Here is an 18,527-nt window from a genome sequence, read left to right on the forward strand (position 1 = left end):
GATTAAAAACAATAGTAAAGGAGTTACCCATTTTATATGTGGGTAACTCCTTTGTGATCAAATTATTTAAAAGGAAATGTATATGTCATTTTTGTTATTCCCCGTATTTAACCTTCTCTAACGGTTCAAATGCTGGTCCCTCGAGTACATCACCATTATAACTAAATCTAGAACCATGACATGGGCAGTCCCATGAACTTTCTGCATTATTAAAGGAGACATTACAGCCCATATGAGTACACGCCGGTTTTACCAAATAAACTTTTCCTTGTTCATCCTTATAGGCACCGACCTTTTTGCCATCTAGCATTATTAAATCTCCACTACCATTTTTTAAATCGTCCAGCTTCAAATCTAGTAACTCTGTCTTTCCTTTAACAAGCTCTTTTGCAACACTTGCATTCGTCTTAGCAAAACTGGTGATATCTTCTTTTTTCATCTTAGATCGGGTTGGATCATACAACTCTATATACCGATTTTCTTTTTCAAGCACTAGATCAGCCATTATTTGTGCTGCAACTGTACTATTTGTCATACCCCATTTAGCATAACCCGTAGCTACTAATACATCAGTCTTCCCCGCTGTCATTGTACCGACATAAGGAAGCTGATCTAAGGTCACTAAATCCTGAGCAGACCAACGATAATCATAATTTTTCACCTTAAACTGTTCTCGACCAAAAGCTGCGAGGTTTTCATAATTTACATTGGTATCTCCTTCAAATCGTCCAGTTACATGTCCTTCTCCACCTAATATCAAATACCTTTTACCATCTTGTCCTAACGCAGTTCGTACAGATCTGGTCGGTTTCTCTACATTTATATACATCCCTTTTGGATAATTAGTCGGGGCGATAGAAGCTAGAGCATATGAACGTTCAGGATGCATTCTAGCAAAGTACAAACCATCCCCATCATTAAACGGGAAATGACTACATACTAGTATTTTGTTTGCCCGAATATGCTGTCCTTCCATTAGTTCTACTGTGTTTGATTTCACAGTCTTAGCACGAGATTCTTCGTAAAATTCCACACCATTTTCGATTGCCTTTTCCATTAAAGCTTTTGCATATTTTATCGGATGGAACTGCCCTTGATCTTCTAACTTAAGTGCTTGCTTCACTGTATAAGGAAGTCCAGTATCCTTTGTCAAGGAAGCACCTTCTATTCCTAGAGTGTTATAAGCTTCCATTTCTTTTTCTACTTTTTCTATACCGACCTCCGTATCTGCATAAATATAAGCAGGCATCGTCTCGTAGTCACAGTGAATGTTCAATTGTTCAATCGTTTGTTTGATATATTCTTTTGCTTGCGTATTTGCATCATAATATAATCTCGCTTTTTCTTCTCCAAAAGTAGAAATTAGTTGCTGATAGATAGGACCATGTTGCGCAGTCACCTTGGCAGTTGTGAATCCCGTAGTACCTTCTAATATTCGACTACCCTCTACCACAATCACCTTTCGACCGCTATTACTTAACAAATATGCAGCAGTGATACCTGTAAGACCAGCACCAATGATGACAATGTCCGTTTCGATATTGTTGTTTATTTTAGAGAATAATGGAAAGTCATTATTTGCTCTCCAGTAGGATTTAGATTCTGTAGGTAAAATTTGATCTGACAATGTGTATTTCCTCCTTTTTACTACAGTGTCTATCTATTGATGAAACTTTATTCACTTTTTTGCGTATAACAGAAAAACAGTTTTAGTAAGGGGAATGAATGTGGATACTTTTGGTTTATATTTTGTAGGTTTTGCTCCTATTTTTATCGGTGCTGTATTTGTCATAGTATTTGGATTTATTATTTTTGCGATTATTAGCAGTGTAAAACAGTGGAACAAAAACAATAACTCTCCTAAGTTATCTGTACCCGCTCAAATAGTGGCTAAACGATCGAATACACGTGGTGGTTCAGGCAATAGCTCGGCTTCAACCTCCTACTATATTACTTTTCAGTTTGATAGTGGTGACCGTTTGGAGTTACAGCTTAGTGGAAAAGAATACGGAATGTTAGCAGAGGATGATCTTGGTGTATTAACATTCCAAGGAACTAGATATCATTCTTTTGAAAGAAAATAAAACCGCGCAGTCTCCAAATAGAGCTGCACGGTTTTTGAGGGTTCGTATACTGTTAAACTGTCCTTATAAGTTTTGCTTTTGCCGCTGACTTTAACGATCCTCTTCTTCCCAACATTCGGTGTTCTTTAACCCAGGAATTGTTTTTGCATAAAATACTGGATTTACTCCCTTTTTACGTTGTTTCGTATAATCATTAAGCACTTGGAATGCTGTCTTTCCAAGTAAAAGTATCACTGCAATATTCAATATCGCCATTAGTCCCATGAATAGATCCGCTAAGTTCCATACGAGTTGTACATGTGCGATAGAACCAAACATCACCATAACTAGTACTAGCATACGGTAACCGGTCATCCAACCCTTATGCGCATGGATAAATTCAATATTCGTCTCACCATAATAATAATTTCCTATGATAGAACTGAACGCAAAGAAGATAATTGCAATCGCTATAAAGTATGGTGCCCAACTACCAACATGTTCGGCCAATGAGTTTTGAGTTAACACGATTCCATCATTTTCTCCGGTCTTATAGAGACCCGCCAAAATAATTATGAAAGCAGTTGCTGAACAAATAATAATCGTATCAAAGAATACTCCTAGACTTTGTACTAAGCCCTGTTTAGCAGGATGTGAAATACTTGCAGTCGCTGCCGCATTTGGCACACTCCCCATACCAGCTTCATTGGAGAATAGTCCACGACGTACCCCTTGCATGATTGCAGCACCAAGAGTTCCTCCTGCTGCTTCTCGAAGACCAAATGCTTCCGTAAAGATCAAGCTAAATACTGCTGGAATTTCTGTAAAATTCGTCACCACGACATACATCGCGACGATTAAATAAAATATAGCCATTACTGGCACGATGACTTGTGTCACCTTAACAATTCTATGTACTCCTCCAAATATAATGGTTGCGGTTAACAATACTAGCAAAATACCTATTACATAAGGCTGGATACTAAATACATCCCCTACTGAAGCAGCGATTGTATTAGATTGAACCGCATTAAAGATAAAGCCAAAGCATAGCGTTAATAGAATACTAAATATGATTGCTAATTTGCGTGTGCCCAATGCTTTCTCCATATAATATGCAGGTCCACCTCTAAACGTATCTCCGTCCTTCACCTTATAAACTTGGGCAAGTGTACTCTCGATAAAAGCAGTTGCCATCCCGATAATTGCAATAATCCACATCCAAAAAACAGCTCCTGGTCCACCAACACCAATTGCCAGTGCTACACCAGTAATGTTCCCAGTCCCTACACGGGAAGCTGTACTAATGGTAAAAGCTTGAAATGGTGATACTCCTCCCTTTTCTTCCTTTTTTTCAACAATCAGTCGGAACATTTCTCCAAACAGACGAAATTGTACAAACTTCGTACCAATGGTAAAGTACAGTCCAGCGATTATTAACAAAGCTATCAATATGTAAGTCCATAAAATATTATTTACTCCATCGACTAAGTTCCCTAACCAGTCCATAATTTTCTCCTCCAATTTTATTAACTTTGTTTATATACCCTTTTCACCCATTATAAAAACCAATAGAATAATTCCTATTGGTTTAGTGGAATGGCATTATTATATTTTAGGCTTGAAGTCCTTCTTCTTCTACTACTTTTTGTAAGGCTCCAACAAATGTTTCCGTTGGTTGAGCTCCTGAAATGGCATACTTGTCGTTTATGACAAAGAAAGGTACTCCACGGACTCCGATTTGTCCTGCTTTAGCAATGTCTATACGTACATCTGCTAAGTATTCCTTAGAGTTTAATACTTTTTCTGCTTCTTCTCTTGATAGATCAAGCGATTCCATCAGATCTAACAGTACATCATTATTTCCAATTGCTTTTCCTTCGATAAAATAAGCATGTAGCAATAGCTCGTTAGCCTCTTTTGCTTTACCTTGTGCAGATGCCCATTTTACTAACCGATGTGCATCTAAAGTGTTGGCAGGCTTCATTTTTTCAAAATTATAATCAAGACCTACAGTTTTTGCTTGCTCTACTACCCCTGCTGTCATCGTTTTCGCAGCTTCTACAGTAGAACCATATTTTTCTGCTAGCACTTCATACATCGTTTTATCTGATTGTTTTGGTGTATTCGGATCTAATTCAAAGCTTTTAAATTCTACTTGAGCTTGTGAAGCAAAACCGGTTTGTTCTAAAGCTTCTTCTAACCTTCTCTTTCCAATATAACAAAAAGGACATACAAAATCGGACCAAACTTCAATTTTCATTATCATCATCACCTCTTCTACATTGTAATAGGAACAAATCTTGAATTCAAAATTACTGCCTCATAATATGAGTGGACTAAATTAAGAAGATAAACGAGCAGTTATCTCAAATATTCCACTAAACTAACAACCAATATATAACCGCAAATAAATCCCTTTAAACGGGAGGGGATACTTGAGGTGAAATTACCTGTAATAGAAAAAACGATGCAAATTAAATGCATCGTTTTTTAGCGATTTTTATTCAGCTAAAGCTTCTGTAAGAGCCGGTACTACTTGTTTTTTACGGGATACTACACCTTTTAGAAGGGCGGTATTATTTACAAATGGCACATTGAATGCCGCTTCTGCTTTTAACGCTAATTTTCCTAGAGCTAATGCTACAGAATCGTTATTTAGGATGTCCGTTACAACAAAGAAGAATAAATCTAATTCTTTTTCTTGGATTTCACGTGTGATTAACTCTTCTAGTTCAACTTGACGATCCATTACATCATTGACATCTACAGCATTTACTTGTGCAATGATTACTTTCGATTCGCCCATTCCAAACTCTTTAGCATCTAGTGTAAGCAGGTCTTCTAAGCTCTTGTCACTTAAATCTGCCCCTGCTTTTAACATTGCAAGTCCGTACTCTTCTACATTGACTCCAGCAATTTTTTCCAACTCTCTTGCAGCTACTATATCTTCCTCTGTGCAAGTAGGTGATTTGAATAATAATGTGTCTGAGACAATGGCAGAAAGCATTAATCCTGCAATATTTGCAGGCACTTCTATGCCTTTTTCTTTATATATTTTATTGATAATTGTTGCTGTACAGCCTACTGGCTCAGCACGATAATATAGTGGGTCAGCTGTTTCAAAGTTTGCGATACGGTGATGATCGATTACTTCTGTTATTTGAACCTCTTCTATACCCTCTGCACTTTGTTGTTTTTCGTTATGATCAACTAAAATGACCTTTTTTGCTTCTGTCGATACGTTTTCTATAAGTCTTGGTGAGTCGAATCCAAATTTTTCTAAAGCAAACTTCGTTTCATTATTTATATCACCTAAACGAACCGCCTCTGCTTCCATACCAATCTGATTTTTTAAGTGTGCATAAACGATTGCTGATGTAATTGTGTCTGTATCTGGGTTTTGATGACCAAAAACGAGTACCTTTGTCATGAATAATCCTCCTAAAATCTATTTCCGATTATATTTTATCATACATCTTGGGTGTCATTGAAAAGTAAATCTGCTAGTTTATGCTTTTGATGCAGATAATCTTGAAGCGTATATTCGTCTAACACCTTTAAATAAGCATTCAGCGCTAAGCGAAGGGTTGCCCGTAGCCCACAAACTGGGGTTATAACACAACTATTCGTTTGACAATCAAAGCATTCGACGAGATGAAAATCGTCCTCTGTATGCCTTACGACTTGTCCTATATTAATATCCGCCGGTTCCATCGCTAAACGGATGCCGCCACCTCTACCTCTAACAGTTTGTATATATCCAAGCTTTCCAAGTTCATGGGTCACTTTCATCAAATGGTTTTTAGAAATACCATATGCATCTGATATAGCTTGTATTGTAGAGAGTTTATCCTTTTCCTGTGCTCCAAGGTATATTAACACGCGAAGTGAGAAATCTGTATACATAGTCATTCTCATATTGCCACCGCCATTCTTCCATATCATTATAACGATTTTGACAACATTGTGGTATAAATGTGTCTGATTTATTAAAGATGTATTTTAAATATTGCTTTTAAAAAATTACAGGAGTATATTGTGGATATAAACAAAGAAAAGGACGTGGATTAGAATGTTATCTCAAAAAACAATTGATATTGTAAAATCTACAGCACCCGTTTTAGAAGTACATGGTGTCGCTATTACCACCGCTTTCTACAAAAATATGTTTGAAGCTCATCCAGAATTATTAAATATATTCAATCATGCCAACCAAGCAAAAGGACGTCAACAAACTGCATTAGCGAATACCGTTTATGCTGCTGCTGTTCATATTGATAATCTTGCTGCAATCATTCCCGTAGTTAAACAAATTGGCCAAAAACATGTAAGCTTAGGTATCAAACCTGAACATTATCCAATCGTTGGAGAGCATCTTCTTGGTGCTATTAAAGAAGTACTCGGTGATGCAGCAACCGATGATATTATCAATGCTTGGGCAGAGGCATACGGTGTAATCGCTGATGCATTTATCGGTATTGAGGAAGAAATGTATACCGCTACGGAATCCAAGCAAGGCGGTTGGAGATTCTTCAAAGATTTCGTTATTGCCGAAAGAGTAAAAGAAAGTGATAATATCACTTCTTTCTACTTAAAACCTGCTGATGGTTCAGCAGTTCCATCTTATGAACCTGGTCAATTTATCACGATTCGAGTAAGTATTCCTGGTGAAAAATACTTGATGAATAGACAATATAGTTTATCAAAAGCTGCGGACAATGAATCTTTCCGTATTTCTGTAAAAAAAGAGGATGAAAATAACCCAGAGGGTAAAGTATCGGTTCACCTTCACAATAATGTGAAAGTTGGCGATAAAGTGGAACTTACCGCTCCAGCGGGAGATTTCGTTTTAGATCCATCACAAACAACACCAGTTACTTTTGTAAGTGGTGGGGTTGGAATCACACCAATGATGAGTATGTTTGAGACGGTTGCGAAAAACAACCAGAGCCGTCCTGTATCCTTTATCTATAGTGCCCGCAATGAGAACTTGCATCCATTTGACCAAGATATTCGTTCTTTAACGGAAAATATGGATGATGCAAAATATGTAACACTTTACTCTGAAAGTGGCGATGGTTTTATCACGAAAGACTTTCTTAGAGAACATACTATTGCAGATGGTGACGTTTACGTTTGTGGTCCAACAGGATTTATGGAAGCTATGATCAACTACTTATTGGAATTAGGAGTTCCAAATGAAAGAATCCATTATGAATTCTTTGGACCTGCCATACAATTAGAGCTGGCAAACGCTTAATAAAATAATCTCAAAAAAGTGTCACTTCTATATGGAGTGACACTTTTTTTATAATGGAATAATTATACATCGCGAGAGATGTGAAGTTATCAACAATAATGTTATAATTAGGATATATTTCATAATTCAGAAGAAATGAGTGAACATGTTCAATGCCCAAAAATTCCGAGAGCAAGTACATTCCCTTGGCAGCCTTTTTTAAACAATCGACTACCCAAGAAATTACATTAACATATGTTGAAATTGAAGCAATTATTGGTCATGTTCTGCCGAATGCCGCCTATTTAAGTAGTAGCTGGTGGAAAAAAACAAAGCCCCCTGCTCTTCATTATTTTGCATGGACCGAATCTGGGTATTCTGTAAAAAACGTGGATCTTGGAAAAGCCATTCATTTCCAAAGTATTTTACATGAATCCAATGAACGGAATTCTGATGATGATAGTCAGGATATCCTTATAATTCGGGAAGCTGATCTAGAGGATGCTCGCCCTTTCATTAACTTACAAGAAACTATCTTTACCGAGACTGATTTTATGCTATTTGGAAAAGCAGATAGACAATTAACAGTCCAAAGTATCCGTAAAAGCATGAACACTTGGAAAACTTCACCAAATTCTACTTTACTTTTAGCAATTATGAATGGCCAATATGCTGGTTATGTACAGTTTATCGGAGGTCCTGCTCCCCGCGCTGTCCACCGAGCTTCCGTAGTTATCGGGGTCAAACAGGCCTTCTCTAAGAAAGGAATTGCTTCTTCACTCATGCTTCAAGGAGAGAAATGGGCAAAGGGATCTGGTATTTCTAAGCTAGAACTTACAGTTATTAAAGAAAACACGAATGCTCAAAAGCTGTATAAGAAACTGGGGTTTGAATTAGAGGGCACTCGAAAAAACGCATTGGTTATAAATGACCAATTCGTTGATGAATATTACATGGGGAAACAGATTTAAGGAAATGAACTAAGTTACTTAAGAAACGTAGATATGCAGTTGATTTTCGCTGCGAGCGGACGCTTTCCGTGGGCACGGCTTCAGCCGCTTCCTTCGCTTATGCTCAGTCCAGGGTCTTCAGCTCGCGCTGTGATGTGCACCCAAAATGTTGGACCTTAAAACTAACTTGGGGGTGCACGTTATGAACATAAAAAAAGCAGAAGTAATTGATGCCTTTTTTGAGAAAGGAATGTCATTAAGAAAAATCGCACGCGACCTGGGTGTCGATAAAATGGTTATTAGTAGTTGGATAGAAATCTATCGATTTCATGGAATGGAAGGATTAATGGCTCCTGCTTGTAAAGGTTATGAGGAATCTTTTAAAATACACGTAATACAACATATGATAGAGACAGCTGAACCTTATTCAAAAGTAGCTGGTCGTTTTAACATTCCCAGTCGTGCAACCATCTGGAAGTGGATGCATCAATACATGTCAGAAGAGGAATGGACGCTCTATTATTTGAAAAGGGAGCGTCGTGATATGAAGAAAAAGCAGCCGAAACAAGGTATGACAGACATCGGAAAATTACAAGAAGAGCTTGAATACTTAAGAGCAGAGAATGCTTATTTAAAAAAGTTAGATGCCTTAGTTCAAGAAAAAAAGAAGTCCCAACCAAAGAGAAAGTAAGAGTGATTGATGAATTAAGGCATGAATTTCCTCTACAAATTTTATTACATGTTTCTGAAGTAAAAAAAGCAACTTACTATTATCATAAGAAGAACTTAGAGAAGGCAGATAAATACGCAACGATAAAAGAAGCGATTGAACGTATATTCTACCAACACAAAGAGTTGTACGGGTATCGCCGAATTGTTTTAGCCTTACGCAAAGAAGGATTTTTTATTAATCATAAAACGGTACGCCGTTTAATGAATGACCTTGGTTTACATGGTGTTCAAAAGGCAAAGAAATATCGTTCGTACCGTGGCGAGGTTGGTCAGATTGCGAATAATAAAATCAATCGTCATTTTGAGACAGAAAAACCAAATCAAGTATGGCTAACAGATGTAACAGAATTTAAAGTAGCCGGCAATAAACTTTATTTATCCGCCTTTTTAGATGTGTTTAACCGGGAGATTGTCGGTTATTCTATTACACAAAACCCGAACTTTGGACTAATACAAGATTCTTTTGGAAATGCGATCAAACGGGCAAATTTATCTCTTCAAGATCAAGTATTGATCCATTCGGATCAAGGCTGGCTGTATCAAATCCCGCGTTTTCAACAGTTGATAAAACCTTATAACATGTCACAAAGTATGTCACGCAAAGGAAACTGTTTAGATAATGCCCTAATGGAAGGTTTTTTTGGTATTTTAAAAAATGAATGTATCTATCGAAATTCATTTCGCTCTTTAGAAGAAGCGACGCAAGAAATAGAAACCTATATTGAATATTACAATACACTACGCATCAAACAAAAACTCAATGGGATGAGCCCCATTGAGTATCGCTTAAACTATGAAAAAGCGGCATAATAAGAGTACAACTTTTGGGGTTCATATCACTGTTCCCACTGGAGTCGCCGCTCTGCGCTCCAATCAACTACGTCCACTTTATATACACGAATAATTGGATATAAAACCACCTAAGAATACTTGTTTTATCTTAAAAAAAGTAATAATAAAATGGACTCTGAAAAATGAAGATTTATTTTCTTCTTTCATTATAAAATAGTATTCCTAGCCGGGCAGAAGGTTTTATCCTTATATTAACTTTGACTACTTTTTTCATCTAAGCGAGAGGCTATGCCAAATCTTATAGTGGGAGTACTACTCACTTAGTTGATTGTAGTGAAATGTGGCGTCTCCAGCTGGATAAGCACGTTACCTTTTTATAAATTCTTATCTTTCAACAAAACCAGTGAGGACCTAATTTCAGGTCTTCACTGGTTTTCTTGTTTTTGATACGAATGGATTATCTGTTTCCCAAAATCTATAGGGGTAATGTACAGCCTCTCCGCTGTTTTCAATGCCTATTCTCGGACCCGTTGATACAGCGGTTACTGGCTCACCCTCTGCTATATACAAAGGCTTCTCAGTCCAATGGGAACCATAATGTTCCATGGTTATACCCATGGCTTTTGTTAGCTTTCCGGGTCCGTTCGTCCACTGCTTCATCGGAAGATCATTACGGAATTCCTTCATCAATTCTAAGCCCTCTACTGGTTCCACAGCACGAATTAATATCGCATTAGGAATATCTGGAGGTGCCGAGACAACATTGATCAGGGTATGGGTGTGCATTTGATAACTGTATATCAAACCTGGCTCACCAAACATAATCTCTGTGCGCTTCGTTCTTCTATTTCCAAAACTATGCGCGGCTCGATCATCTGGTCCCATGTACGCTTCCGTTTCTACAATCCTACCGATTATTAATCCACTTGGATGCTCATGAACAATATAGTTGCCTAATAATTGGCGGGCAAGCTCTAGAGTCGGTTGTTGAAAAAAACTTACATCAATTGGCTCCATATTAAATATAACCATTTTGTTTTGCTTCAAATGTTAACTCTTCTCTAAATTTCGGGTGTGCTATCGAGATAAGTTGTTTCGCACGTTCTGAAATTGGTTTTCCAAACATTTTAGCTACCCCGTACTCCGTAACAATCATATCGACATCATTTTTAGAAGTCGTAACAACTGAACCTGGACTAAGACTTAGTTTTATACGAGAAATTTCATCATTTTTTGCTGTAGAAGTCATACAAACAAAGCCTTTTCCTTCTTTTGCAAATCGAACACCACGAGCAAAGTCAGCTTGCCCACCAGTAGATGAATAGTACTTTCCAGCTACTGTTTCGGAAGCACATTGCCCGAATAGGTCAACTTCGGTAGTGGCATTAATCGAAACAATTCGCTCTTCTTTAGCAATTTCTCTTGGGTCATTCACAATACTGACAGGTAAAAACTCTACCGAAGGATTATTGTTTAGGAAGTCATACATTTTCTTTGAGCCATGAGCAAATGTTGCAATAATCTTCCCTTTATTCGTAAACTTTTGTGTACCATCTATAGCACCAGCTTGTACTAAATCAACAATGCCATCGACGAACATTTCTGTATGAACTCCTAAATGACGATGATTTTTTAACAAGCTTACTACTGCATTGGGAATTGAGCCAATACCTATTTGGAGCGTGTCTCCATTTTTAATCGACTCCGTCACATACTCAGCAATTTTCATGTCTTTCTCACCAATAGGAGCAGCAACATCCTCGAATAAAGGACGATCATTTTCAACAAATCCTGCTATTTGGCTAATGTGTATTTGGTTTTGGCCAAAAGTACGAGGCATATGCTGGTTCACCTCTAATATAAATGGTACTGTACCGATAAACTCACTTACGATATCTGCTTGTGTTCCAAGTGAAAAGTAACCAAATTCGTCCATTGGTGAAGCAACAGCCATAATCATGGAGAGATTTGTGGAGCTTTTTAATATACGAGGCATTTCATGAAAATGATTTGGCACTAAGTCTACTAAACCTTGGTAAAACTGTTTTCTTGTTGCCCCACTTAAGAAGTAAGAGACATGGTGTAGTTGCCCAGGAAACGCACCATTCATATACTTTCTAGATTGCAATGCAAGCAGTTGATGTATTTTTACATTCGTTAATTGATGTGCTTGATCTTCTAAAATGTCCAGTAATTTATGTGGTTCCCCGTTCGTTAGTGGAAGAATAATATCTGCATTATGTGGAATCAAATCAATTACTTGTTGTGCTGTTAGTAGTTTGTTATTCATATTGGCATACTCCTATGGTATTCGATATTTTTTTATGCACTTAGAAATCATAAAATCTACGACCTGTGGATAAACTTCTACAAATAATTATCCGTCCAGCGTTTTTCACGATTTACTACTTGGTGCAGTCATTAAAAATCCTTCTACTTCTTTAGGATTTCTTAAAATGCATATATCTGTATTTTTGACGTTCCTTAATATGTCGAGGGTATGCGGACGTACATCCTGTGGAAAACGCCATACCCATTTTGCAAATTCCATATCCATTTTTTCCTTACAGCCCACAGCCATATCCGGTCGTGTTTTACCCCGATAGATCCATGCTCTCTTCAAGACTCTGTACGTGCATAATACTCTAGAGAAATCCAAAAAGACTATTAAATCTGCATAGGAAGCCCGCAACTCTAATGTCGAATCAAAATTTCCATCTATAATCCATTTATCTTTTTTTAACTCTTCTTGAATTTTTCCACGAAATTCTGGCTTTGGTGTAGGGACCCAACCCTCATTCCAAAAAAGGGTATCGAGATGTATTAAAGGCAAACCCCATTGTTTAGATAATCGTTTGGACAATGTAGACTTACCAGCACCGCTTGAACCGATGATGAGTATGCGTTTATGTTTTAATTGATACATCCTCTGCCCCCCTTGTATAGCCATTCTTCATTTTACTATGTTTTCACCCTTAGGCAAAACAAAACCTGCTCCCAAGGAGGAACAGGTTTTGTTTTCTACTCTAATTCTATTTGTTTTGTTTCTGTGCCTAGGAACAGTACCGCCAATACTCCGATTACAATCGCAATACAGAAAATAGTGAAGATGTAGCCAATTTCATAGCCTCTCATAACTAGAGTCCCAACTAATAGAGGTCCTAAAATGCCTCCAATACGTCCAACAGAGGCAGCCATACCAGAACCAGTAGCTCGAATGACAGTTGGATATTGCTCTGGAGAATATGCATATAAGGCTCCCCATGCACCAAGGTTAAAGAATGATAGAAGAATTCCTGAAACCATCAATAGCGTTGTTGTCTCCGCAGAACCAAAGACGAATGCACTTGCCGCAGTTCCCAATAAATATGTAATTAATACAAATTTACGTCCTGCCTTCTCTATTAACCAAGCTGCTGAGAAATAACCCGGTAATTGAGCTATCGTCATGATCAATACATATTCAAAGCTTTTAATAAGTGTAAATCCTTTAATGACCATTACACTTGGTAACCATAGGAACATTCCATAGTAGGAAAATACAACTGTAAACCATACTATCCATAACATTAACGTTCGCTTCGCATATTTCTTTGACCAAACCTCACTCATATTTTGCATAATCGTTCTAGTTTCGGACTTTTTCTCTGTATATTTAGGCGAATCGGGTAATTTTAAACGTAAGTAAATTGCATAAAATGCAGGTAACGCAGTAATTATTAAAGCAATTCTCCAACCGTAATCAGGAATAATAAAATAGGCAATGATTGCGGAAATAATCCATCCTGCGGCCCAAAAGCTTTCTAAAAGAACAACTACTTTTCCTCGTTCTTTTGCTTCCACACTTTCAGATACTAATGTTGACGCTACCGGTAGCTCTCCACCGAGACCCATTCCTACAAAGAATCTTAAAATTAAAAATGCCGCAAGTGTTGTTGTTAGTGCGGACAATCCACTTGCAATAGAAAACAACAGTAATGTAATCATAAATATTTTCTTTCGCCCTACTTTGTCTGCAAAAACTCCAAAAACAAGTGCCCCTACTGCCATTCCAATAGAGTTGACACTACCAATCCATCCCATTTGCTCAGGTGATAAATTCCAATCTATCGCTAAGGCTGCAATTACAAATGAAAGAATTCCAACGTCCATTGCATCGAACATCCATGCAAGTCCTGCTATCCCGAGTAATTTATTTTTTGATATCTTTTTTTGTTCTTTCATGCTACTTTTTCACTCCTGTCTTTACACCTGTAAAGTTTTTAGTTTACCTGTTTAGTATACGCATCCAACATCAAAGTTACAATATAAATTTTACCTTGTTTTTTCCACTTTATTAGAGTAAAATGTCCTTTATACAAATACATATGTTTGTTCAAGGAGAACAGAGAGGTGGAATACATCATGGCTTGGCAAGGACTAATCGAAGAATATAAGGAGTTTTTACCAGTAACAGAAAATACCCCTAAATTGACTTTGCTGGAGGGTAATACTCCTCTCATTAAGCTAGAAAATATTTCAAAAGAATTAGGCGTCGAAGTATACGTGAAAGTAGAAGGAGCAAACCCTACTGGATCTTTTAAGGATAGAGGTATGGTTTTTGCAGTTGCAAAAGCAAAAGAAGAAGGAAGCAAAGCAGTTATTTGTGCTTCTACAGGAAATACGTCAGCCGCGGCTGCTGCTTATGCGGCTCGTGCTGGAATGCGTGCAGTTATTGTTATACCCGAAGGAAAAGTAGCTGCAGGAAAATTAGCTCAAGCATATATGTACGGAGCAGAGGTTATTCAAATAGAAGGAAACTTCGATGTAGCACTCGATATGGTACGCGCAATTAGCGAAACCTCTCCTATTACACTAGTGAACTCAGTTAACCCATATCGTATTGAAGGACAAAAGACTGCTGCCTTTGAAATTTGCGATGTGTTAGGAATAGCTCCAGACTATCTAGCAATACCAGTAGGAAACGCCGGTAATATTACGGCTTACTGGAAAGGTTTCAAAGAATATAACGACAAAAAACAAACAGGTTTACCTCAAATTTTTGGATTTGAGGCAGAGGGCTCTGCTGCTATTGTACAAGGAAAACCTATCGAATTCCCTGAAACAATTGCTACTGCAATTCGTATCGGTAATCCAGCAAGTTGGAAAGGTGCTGAAGCTGCCCGCGATGAGTCTAATGGTGTCATCGAAGCTGTAACGGATGATGAAATTATCGAAGCCTATAAACTAATCGCAAGCAGAGAAGGCATCTTCGCAGAGCCTGGCTCATGCGCTTCAATAGCTGGACTACTACGTTCCGTAAAAGAAGGAAAAATAGCAGCAGGAAGTACAGTAGTTGCAGTATTAACTGGCAATGGCTTAAAGGATCCACAAACTGCAATTGATGTTAAAGTTGCTGAGCCCCATAAACTTGAAAGTAATGCTTCAGCTCTTAGCGCATTTATAGAGGAGGTGCTAGTCTAATGGTTTGGTGTATTTCAATACCAGCAAGTACAGCGAACCTTGGACCAGGCTTTGACTCCATCGGTATCGCCCTAGACAAATATTTAGAACTGGAAGTCGAATTAGGATTTGATTGGAAAATCATTAACTTGTCCGGTAATCTTCCGGATGTTCCAAACCCACTAGATCACTTAATTGTCCACGCAGCTGAAAAAACGGCCGAGTTACATGGTTTTTCCCTTCCTCCATGCACAGTGAGAGTGAAGAGTGAAATTCCACTAGCAAGAGGAATGGGGAGCAGTGCTTCAGCCATTGTTGCTGGTATTGAGTTAGCCAATCAAATTATGGAGTTACATCTAACTGCACAGGATAAACTAAAAGTTGCAACACTAATGGAAGGACATCCTGACAATGCAGCAGCTTCCATTTATGGAGGTTTTACCATCTCTTCTAATGCAGCAAACGGGGAGATAAATGTATTTCATGCAAATCACATCGAGGCCTCATTTGTGTTATTTATACCCAACTTCGAATTAAAAACAACAATGGCGAGACAAGTTTTACCGGATTCTTATTCACGTCAAGAAGCAGCACAAGCAAGTGCAATCTCAAACTTATTAACTGCCGCTTTCCTATCATCAGCTTTTGAACAGGTTGGAACTTATATGGAACAAGATTTGTTTCACGAGCCTTACCGACTTGATATGATTCCACAGAGCAAAGAGATAAAAATAGCAGCTAAACAAGCGGGTGCTTATGGAACTTGTATCAGTGGTGCAGGACCTACCCTGCTCTCGTTAGTGGAAAAAGGAACAGAACAGGATTTCATCTCTAAGTTAAAAGGTCAATTCCCTGATTTTAATCTCGTTGAAGTACCTATGAATCGCACAGGTATTGTCGTTACGATTAGAGATACAGAGAATGCCCACTAAAGGAAACTTTCACTAGTCAGAAGTTATACATTCCATTATAAAAGGCAGTGCAACTTCGTTTGAAGGTTACACTGCCTCAGTTTGACGACAAAGGTATTTTTATAAATGGTTATGAATAGTAATAAATATCAATAAGGTATTCATTTCCTTAAAAGGGAATAAATTGCACAATCTATTGCAACTGTTTATAAGGCAAGGTCCACCACGAAGACTCCTATGGGAATAGCTTGAGCTGAAGACCCCGCAGGAAAGACAATGGTCGAACTTTGTTTGACCATTGTCTTTGCGACGAGTAACCGCAGGAGCATATGTTTTCGTAGTGACGAGGAGGCTGAAGCCAAGCCCATGGAAAGCGAAGTGGTGGGCATTGCCGAGTTTAATATTCAACTCTATAAAATTAAGTTTGTCTATAGTCTGAGGCAGTGCAACTTCGTTTGAAGGTTACACTGCCTTTTTATGATTGAGCTTTTATTAAGCTAGGAGAACAAGACTTAAGGCCATTACTGCCATTCCTGCAACGAGTCCATAAATAGATGAATGGGTTTCATCATATTTTTTCGCTGCTGGCAATAACTCATCTAAAGAAATAAAGACCATAATCCCCGCTACTCCGGCAAATATTACTCCAAACATGACTCCATTTAAATAGGGCATCAGTATTAAATAAGCTACGAACGCTCCAACCGGTTCCGCTAAGCCAGACAAGAAAGATAACTTGAAAGCTTTCTTACGACTACCAGTTGCATAATATATAGGAACTGCTACAGCAATTCCTTCCGGTATATTGTGAATAGCTACGGCAACGGCAATTGCAATCCCTAAATTGGGATCTTGTAGAGCAGATGCAAAGGTTGCAATTCCCTCTGGAAAATTATGAATCCCTATTGCAAGTGCTGTAAAAACACCCATTTTCATGAGTTTTGTCTGCTCAGCATTACTGATTTTGACATCCATATCTTCTACACTTTTAACTTCATGTGGGTTACCAAGACTAGGTATTAATCGGTCAATTACCGCAATTACGAACATCCCACCGAAAAAACCAACTAATGTCATCCAATACCCATTTGTCTCTCCAAGTTCAGCAACGAGAGAGTCCTTAGCTTTCACAAAAATTTCTACCAAGGATACATAAATCATGACACCTGCTGAGAAACCTAGTGCAACGGATAAAAATTTAGTATTTGTGCGAGATGTCAATAATGAAAGTAGACTACCAATACCAGTTGCCAGACCAGCAAATAATGTAAGTAATAAAGCAAACGCTACATTTCCATCCATTGACCCAACTTCTTTCTATTTATCGATTTTCATTTATTATACGCAAAATGTTTCCTTTGCGCAACTCTTTTCAACTAGTGAAAATATAATTTTTTTATTTTTACGAATTCTACAAATTTATTACTAATTATGGAGACATCACTTCGTTATTTATTTCTTCCCTAAGCAACAGTGGTTTAACCTTATAAGTGATGTTATTAAACAAAAAAGCATTGGAAGAAGTGTATACCACTTAATCCAATGCTAATTTTTTTATAATATGACTACTTTTGTTATTATATTCTATTCCACAACAGTATAACTACCATGTTCCATAGCAATTACAAATTCAGGCTGTGGTGGTTTTCCACCATGCTCTTTTATTTTCTTTTTATGTCCGGCAATATGCTCAGGACTCTTTTCCCATGCTTTCCAAGCCTCTTCTGATTCCCAACGAACAATCATTACTACTTCTTCTTCACCTCGACGAACATTCTTAACTAATAACTCACGCCCGATGAATCCTTCACGTTGTTCAATCAATGATGGACCTTGATCTGGTTTCTTCTTAAAACGTTCAAGAATCTTATCGGCATTTCCTTCTGTCACTGTCCATTTACGAATTTGTACTAACATTTCTATTCCCCCATTTTTATCTTAGCGATTGTTTTTAATTTTGTGTATCAATTGGTTTTTCTTCATTATTTGTGTCTTGAGTTGTGGGTTCTTCTACTTCATATAGTTCAAATAACTGTGCAAACTCTTCCATAAGAGTTTCTACTGCCTTCAATTCACCAACTATAATCGGATTAATCGATTGTAATTCAGGAGTTTCTAATTGCTTCTTTAATGCGTTTGATTTCATATTCATCATATCATAAAACGCTAACGCTCTCCCACGTCGGAACGTTTTCGCACCATGTCTTTTTTCTTTGTCTTCTGCTTGTAATGGTCTTCCTCTACGTCTACCCTCCCGATGGTTTTCGTCTCGGTCATGTCTCCCTAGAGGATGTGATTCACTTCTCATACAAAGCCCCCTTTGTATACGTTTGTATACTTATATATATATTGTATACAAACGTATACATCGAGTCAATCAATTAACTCAATTCAA

The 18,527-nt window shown here is 37.7% G+C and carries 19 protein-coding genes; 7 read left to right on the forward strand and 12 right to left on the reverse strand.

Features of this window, described 5'->3' with window-relative positions:
* Positions 1 to 94 precede the first annotated feature (94 nt).
* On the reverse strand, positions 95 to 1,627 hold the full coding sequence (locus MHI47_RS17415) for an FAD-dependent oxidoreductase (RefSeq protein ID WP_340831671.1): 1,533 nt from the start codon (positions 1,625 to 1,627) through the stop codon (positions 95 to 97).
* A gap of 100 nt (positions 1,628 to 1,727) precedes the next feature.
* Here MHI47_RS17415 and MHI47_RS17420 point away from each other — a divergent pair, with 100 nt between their 5' ends.
* Positions 1,728 to 2,084, forward strand: coding sequence for a DUF2500 domain-containing protein (locus tag MHI47_RS17420; protein WP_340831672.1), 357 nt, complete (start codon positions 1,728 to 1,730; stop codon positions 2,082 to 2,084).
* 90 nt (positions 2,085 to 2,174) lie between these two features.
* Here the strand turns inward: MHI47_RS17420 and MHI47_RS17425 are convergent, their stop codons facing one another.
* The 4 genes from MHI47_RS17425 to MHI47_RS17440 form a co-directional block, all read right to left on the reverse strand.
* Entirely contained in the window at positions 2,175 to 3,572 is a 1,398-nt protein-coding gene (locus MHI47_RS17425; RefSeq protein WP_093537520.1) for an alanine/glycine:cation symporter family protein, read from the reverse strand.
* Between the two features lie 106 nt (positions 3,573 to 3,678).
* Positions 3,679 to 4,326: a DsbA family oxidoreductase gene (locus tag MHI47_RS17430; protein ID WP_093537601.1), complete on the reverse strand. Its 648-nt coding sequence runs from the start codon at positions 4,324 to 4,326 to the stop codon at positions 3,679 to 3,681.
* Between the two features lie 240 nt (positions 4,327 to 4,566).
* Positions 4,567 to 5,496: a manganese-dependent inorganic pyrophosphatase gene (locus MHI47_RS17435; protein ID WP_340763714.1), complete on the reverse strand. Its 930-nt coding sequence runs from the start codon at positions 5,494 to 5,496 to the stop codon at positions 4,567 to 4,569.
* Positions 5,497 to 5,534: 38 nt separating this feature from the next.
* Complete coding sequence (locus MHI47_RS17440; protein WP_340831674.1) at positions 5,535 to 5,984, reverse strand: RrF2 family transcriptional regulator; 450 nt, start codon at positions 5,982 to 5,984, stop codon at positions 5,535 to 5,537.
* Between the two features lie 154 nt (positions 5,985 to 6,138).
* Here MHI47_RS17440 and hmpA point away from each other — a divergent pair, with 154 nt between their 5' ends.
* The 4 genes from hmpA to MHI47_RS17460 all read left to right on the forward strand — a co-directional run bounded on the left by hmpA (position 6,139) and on the right by MHI47_RS17460 (position 9,797).
* Entirely contained in the window at positions 6,139 to 7,326 is a 1,188-nt protein-coding gene (hmpA, locus tag MHI47_RS17445; RefSeq protein WP_340831676.1) for an NO-inducible flavohemoprotein, read from the forward strand.
* A 185-nt stretch (positions 7,327 to 7,511) separates the two neighbouring features.
* A complete protein-coding gene (locus MHI47_RS17450; protein WP_245762712.1) occupies positions 7,512 to 8,276 on the forward strand; it encodes a GNAT family N-acetyltransferase in 765 nt (254 codons plus the stop codon).
* A 181-nt stretch (positions 8,277 to 8,457) separates the two neighbouring features.
* On the forward strand, positions 8,458 to 8,946 hold the full coding sequence (locus MHI47_RS17455) for a hypothetical protein (protein ID WP_340769264.1): 489 nt from the start codon (positions 8,458 to 8,460) through the stop codon (positions 8,944 to 8,946).
* The gene (locus MHI47_RS17460; protein ID WP_340771389.1) at positions 8,862 to 9,797 is read left to right on the forward strand and encodes an IS3 family transposase; all 936 of its coding nucleotides are present in this window, start codon (positions 8,862 to 8,864) and stop codon (positions 9,795 to 9,797) included. The genes MHI47_RS17455 and MHI47_RS17460 overlap by 85 nt, the downstream gene beginning before the upstream one ends.
* 399 nt (positions 9,798 to 10,196) lie before the next feature.
* Here MHI47_RS17460 and MHI47_RS17465 read toward each other — a convergent pair whose 3' ends face one another.
* From MHI47_RS17465 to MHI47_RS17480, 4 genes are all read right to left on the reverse strand, one after another.
* Positions 10,197 to 10,796: a DNA-3-methyladenine glycosylase gene (locus MHI47_RS17465; protein WP_340832091.1), complete on the reverse strand. Its 600-nt coding sequence runs from the start codon at positions 10,794 to 10,796 to the stop codon at positions 10,197 to 10,199.
* A 1-nt stretch (position 10,797) separates the two neighbouring features.
* Positions 10,798 to 12,069, reverse strand: a complete 1,272-nt coding sequence (locus MHI47_RS17470) for an acetyl-CoA hydrolase/transferase family protein (protein ID WP_340770607.1) — start codon at positions 12,067 to 12,069, stop codon at positions 10,798 to 10,800.
* Between the two features lie 105 nt (positions 12,070 to 12,174).
* Complete coding sequence (locus MHI47_RS17475) at positions 12,175 to 12,705, reverse strand: DNA topology modulation protein (RefSeq protein WP_340831681.1); 531 nt, start codon at positions 12,703 to 12,705, stop codon at positions 12,175 to 12,177.
* Positions 12,706 to 12,800: 95 nt separating this feature from the next.
* Positions 12,801 to 14,003 carry an MFS transporter gene (locus MHI47_RS17480; protein WP_093537513.1) on the reverse strand — a complete coding sequence of 401 codons (1,203 nt, stop codon included), beginning with the start codon at positions 14,001 to 14,003 and terminating at the stop codon, positions 12,801 to 12,803.
* A gap of 180 nt (positions 14,004 to 14,183) precedes the next feature.
* Here MHI47_RS17480 and thrC point away from each other — a divergent pair, with 180 nt between their 5' ends.
* Both thrC and thrB read left to right on the forward strand, forming a co-directional pair.
* Positions 14,184 to 15,242: a threonine synthase gene (thrC, locus tag MHI47_RS17485; RefSeq protein WP_093537512.1), complete on the forward strand. Its 1,059-nt coding sequence runs from the start codon at positions 14,184 to 14,186 to the stop codon at positions 15,240 to 15,242.
* The gene (thrB, locus tag MHI47_RS17490; RefSeq protein ID WP_340831683.1) at positions 15,242 to 16,153 is read left to right on the forward strand and encodes a homoserine kinase; all 912 of its coding nucleotides are present in this window, start codon (positions 15,242 to 15,244) and stop codon (positions 16,151 to 16,153) included. The genes thrC and thrB overlap by 1 nt, the downstream gene beginning before the upstream one ends.
* 471 nt (positions 16,154 to 16,624) lie before the next feature.
* Here the strand turns inward: thrB and zupT are convergent, their stop codons facing one another.
* The 3 genes from zupT to MHI47_RS17505 form a co-directional block, all read right to left on the reverse strand.
* Positions 16,625 to 17,434 carry a zinc transporter ZupT gene (gene zupT / locus MHI47_RS17495; RefSeq protein WP_093537510.1) on the reverse strand — a complete coding sequence of 270 codons (810 nt, stop codon included), beginning with the start codon at positions 17,432 to 17,434 and terminating at the stop codon, positions 16,625 to 16,627.
* A gap of 282 nt (positions 17,435 to 17,716) precedes the next feature.
* Complete coding sequence (locus tag MHI47_RS17500) at positions 17,717 to 18,049, reverse strand: antibiotic biosynthesis monooxygenase family protein (RefSeq protein ID WP_093537509.1); 333 nt, start codon at positions 18,047 to 18,049, stop codon at positions 17,717 to 17,719.
* 34 nt (positions 18,050 to 18,083) lie between these two features.
* Entirely contained in the window at positions 18,084 to 18,440 is a 357-nt protein-coding gene (locus MHI47_RS17505; RefSeq protein WP_340831685.1) for a hypothetical protein, read from the reverse strand.
* Positions 18,441 to 18,527: the final 87 nt, after the last annotated feature.

This window comes from Psychrobacillus sp. FSL H8-0487 (genome assembly GCF_038008385.1).
Classification (GTDB): domain Bacteria; phylum Bacillota; class Bacilli; order Bacillales_A; family Planococcaceae; genus Psychrobacillus; species Psychrobacillus psychrotolerans.